This is a genomic window from Sphingomonas sp. PAMC 26617 (assembly GCF_000242835.1).
GTDB lineage: Bacteria > Pseudomonadota > Alphaproteobacteria > Sphingomonadales > Sphingomonadaceae > Sphingomonas.
The window spans coordinates 1-3,371 of sequence record NZ_JH594431.1; the positions used below are offsets into that span (position 1 = coordinate 1).

General features: G+C 53.9%; 1 tRNA gene and 2 rRNA genes. All 3 read right to left on the bottom strand.

Features of this window, described 5'->3' with window-relative positions:
• Positions 1-8: 8 nt before the first annotated feature.
• The 3 genes from RH91_RS21125 to RH91_RS21135 all read right to left on the bottom strand — a co-directional run bounded on the left by RH91_RS21125 (position 9) and on the right by RH91_RS21135 (position 3,242).
• A tRNA-Met gene (locus RH91_RS21125) sits at positions 9-85 on the bottom strand.
• 90 nt (positions 86-175) lie between these two features.
• Positions 176-290 (bottom strand): 5S ribosomal RNA (gene rrf, locus RH91_RS21130).
• A gap of 152 nt (positions 291-442) precedes the next feature.
• A 23S ribosomal RNA gene (locus RH91_RS21135) occupies positions 443-3,242 on the bottom strand.
• Between the last annotated feature and the right edge of the window lie 129 nt (positions 3,243-3,371).

Here is a 3,371-nt window from a genome sequence, read left to right on the forward strand (position 1 = left end):
TGTGGATTTGGTTGCGGGGACAGGATTTGAACCTGTGACCTTCAGGTTATGAGCCTGACGAGCTACCGGGCTGCTCCACCCCGCGACGGTTCCGCGTGGGCGGAACGAAAGGGGAGATGACTTGTGAATGGGTTCTTATGGATACGAGGTGCACACGCTGCTCACCGGCTTCAATGCCTGGCGACGACCTACTCTTCCATCACTTAAGTGATAGTACCATGGGCGCAGTCAGGTTTCACGGCCGAGTTCGGGATGGGATCGGGTGGGGCACTGACGCTATAGCCACCAAGCAATGGAGCCGGTGAACAGCGGGGGTTCGTATCTTAAAATCGGTGCACGCTTTACGGTTGTCTGAAGATGGTAGTTGTTAATCAGGCGTTGCATTTGATCATCCGCCATCTGCGACATCTGGTTTCCCAGGATTGTCATTGATGGTGGGACTCTCAAGCGCGAATAGAGCAATTAGTATCGGTTAGCTCCATGGATTACTCCACTTCTACATCCGATCTATCAACGTCATGGTCTCTGACGGCTCTATGAAATCTTATCTCGAGGGAGGCTTCCCGCTTAGATGCTTTCAGCGGTTATCCCGTCCATACATAGCTACCCTGCTGCGCCGTTGGCACGACGACAGGTACACCAGAGGTATGTTCAACCCGGTCCTCTCGTACTAGGGTCAACTCCTCTCAAATTTCGACGCCCACGGCAGATAGGGACCAAACTGTCTCGCGACGTTCTGAACCCAGCTCACGTACCACTTTAATTGGCGAACAGCCAAACCCTTGGGACCTGCTCCAGCCCCAGGATGTGATGAGCCGACATCGAGGTGCCAAACAACCCCGTCGATATGAGCTCTTGGGGGTTATCAGCCTGTTATCCCCGGCGTACCTTTTATCCGTTGAGCGATGGCCCTTCCACGAGGGACCACCGGATCACTATGACCGACTTTCGTCTCTGCTCGACTTGTCAGTCTCGCAGTCAGGCGGGCTTATGCCATTGCACTCTAACAGACGGTTTCCAACCGTCCTGAGCCCACCATTGCGCGCCTCCGTTACTCTTTAGGAGGCGACCGCCCCAGTCAAACTACCCGCCACAGAGGGTCCCTGATCCAGTTTCATGGATCGAGGTTAGACATCAGAAACAAACAGGGTGGTATTTCACCTATGGCTCCACGTCAGCTGGCGCCAACGCTTCAAAGCCTCCCACCTATGCTACACAGTTTCTTCCTAATGCCACTCTGAAGCTGCAGTAAAGGTGCACGGGGTCTTTCCGTCTAACCGCGGGAACCCCGCATCTTCACGGGGAATTCAATTTCGCTGAGCATGTCCTGGAGACAGTGGGGAAGTCGTTACGCCATTCGTGCAGGTCGGAACTTACCCGACAAGGAATTTCGCTACCTTAGGACCGTTATAGTTACGGCCGCCGTTTACCTGGGCTTCATTTCAGAGCTTGCACCCCTCCACTTAACCTTCAGGCACCGGGCAGGCGTCAGGCCCTATACGTCGTCTTGAAGCCGACTTAGCAGAGCCCTGTGTTTTTGCTAAACAGTCGCTACCCCCTGGCCTGTGCCCCCAACAAGAGCTTGCGCCTATGTTGGGCCTCCTTCTTCCGAAGGTACGGAGGCAATTTGCCGAGTTCCTTCAGGACACTTCTCTCAAGCGCCTTGGTATACTCTACCTGACCACCTGTGTCGGTTTCGGGTACGGTCTATACGGTGGGGCTATTTCCCGGGACCTCTTCGAGGCCGTCCCAATCCGATAAGGGACGACAACACACGAGATCCGTCACACACCACCAGGCCCACGAATATTAACGTGGTTCCCATCGACTACCCCCTTCGGGCTCGTCTTAGGGGCCGGCTCACCCTGCGCGGATTAGCCTTGCGCAGGAACCCTTGGTCTTTCGGCGAAAGGGCATCTCACCCTTTTTATCGCTACTCATGTCTGCATTCGCACTTCCGATACCTCCACGACCCATTACCAGATCGCTTCACAGGCTTACGGAACGCTCCGCTACCGCGTACCATATAAATGGCACACCCTAAGCTTCGGTGCGTGTCTTGAGCCCCGTTACATCTTCGCCGCAGAACCTCTTGATTAGACCAGTGAGCTGTTACGCTTTCTTTAAAGGATGGCTGCTTCTAAGCCAACCTCCTGGTTGTTTTGGAAGTTCCACATGCTTTCCCACTTAGACACGACTTGGGGACCTTAGCTGTAGGTCAGGGCTGTTTCCCTTTTGACGACGGACCTTAGCACCCGCCGTCTGTCTCCCGGATATCACTCCTAGGTATTCGGAGTTTGGTTAGTGTTGGTAGGTCTCGCGACCCCCGCAACCATCCAGTGCTCTACCCCCTAGGGTGTCCATCCGAGGCACTACCTCAATAGTTTTCGCGGAGAACCAGCTATTTCCCGGCTTGATTGGCCTTTCACCCCTAAGCACAACTCATCCGGTAACTTTTCAACGTTAATCGGTTCGGACCTCCAGTGCATGTTACTGCACCTTCATCCTGGTCATGCATAGATCGCCGGGTTTCGGGTCTAATACATCAAACTCTGGCGCCCTATTCAGACTCGCTTTCGCTGCGCCTACACCTAACGGCTTAAGCTTGCTTGATACATTAAGTCACAGACCCATTATGCAAGAGGTACGCTGTCAGGCCTCAGGGACCCTCCAACTGCTTGTAGGCAATCCGTTTCAGGTACTGTTTCACTCCCCTCATCGGGGTGCTTTTCACCTTTCCCTCACGGTACTAGTTCACTATCGGTCGCATACGAGTATTTAGGCTTAGAGGGTGGTCCCCCTATGTTCAGACAGAATTACACGTGTTCCGCCCTACTCGAGTCCTGAAGTCTCACTTTCGCATACGGGGCTGTCACCCGCTATGGCGCCTCTTTCCAAAGGCTTCTGCTAGTTGAACTCCAGGCACTGGCCTGGTCCGCGTTCGCTCGCCACTACTAACGGAATCTCGGTTGATGTCTTTTCCTCCAGCTACTGAGATGTTTCAGTTCGCCGGGTTCGCTTCACGAAAGCTATGTATTCACTTAAGTGATACCTAACCCCATTTAGCTTGCTCGACCCTGTTGCCAGGGACGCTCAAGTTAAACGGGATAGGTGGGTTTCCCCATTCGGAAATCTGCGGGTCAAAGGTTGCTCACACCTCACCGCAGCTTATCGCAGCGTGCCACGTCCTTCATCGCCTGTATGCGCCAAGGCATCCACGAATTGCCCTTACCTCACGCTTGAGAGTCCGCACCACCAACAACAACACTGGGCATGATCATGACGATCACGCCGACTCGGCAAGAGCAGAGTTGTCGAGGTATCTTGGTGCGGATGATTGAAAATGCTCAGCCTGATTAATTAGCGTTGTA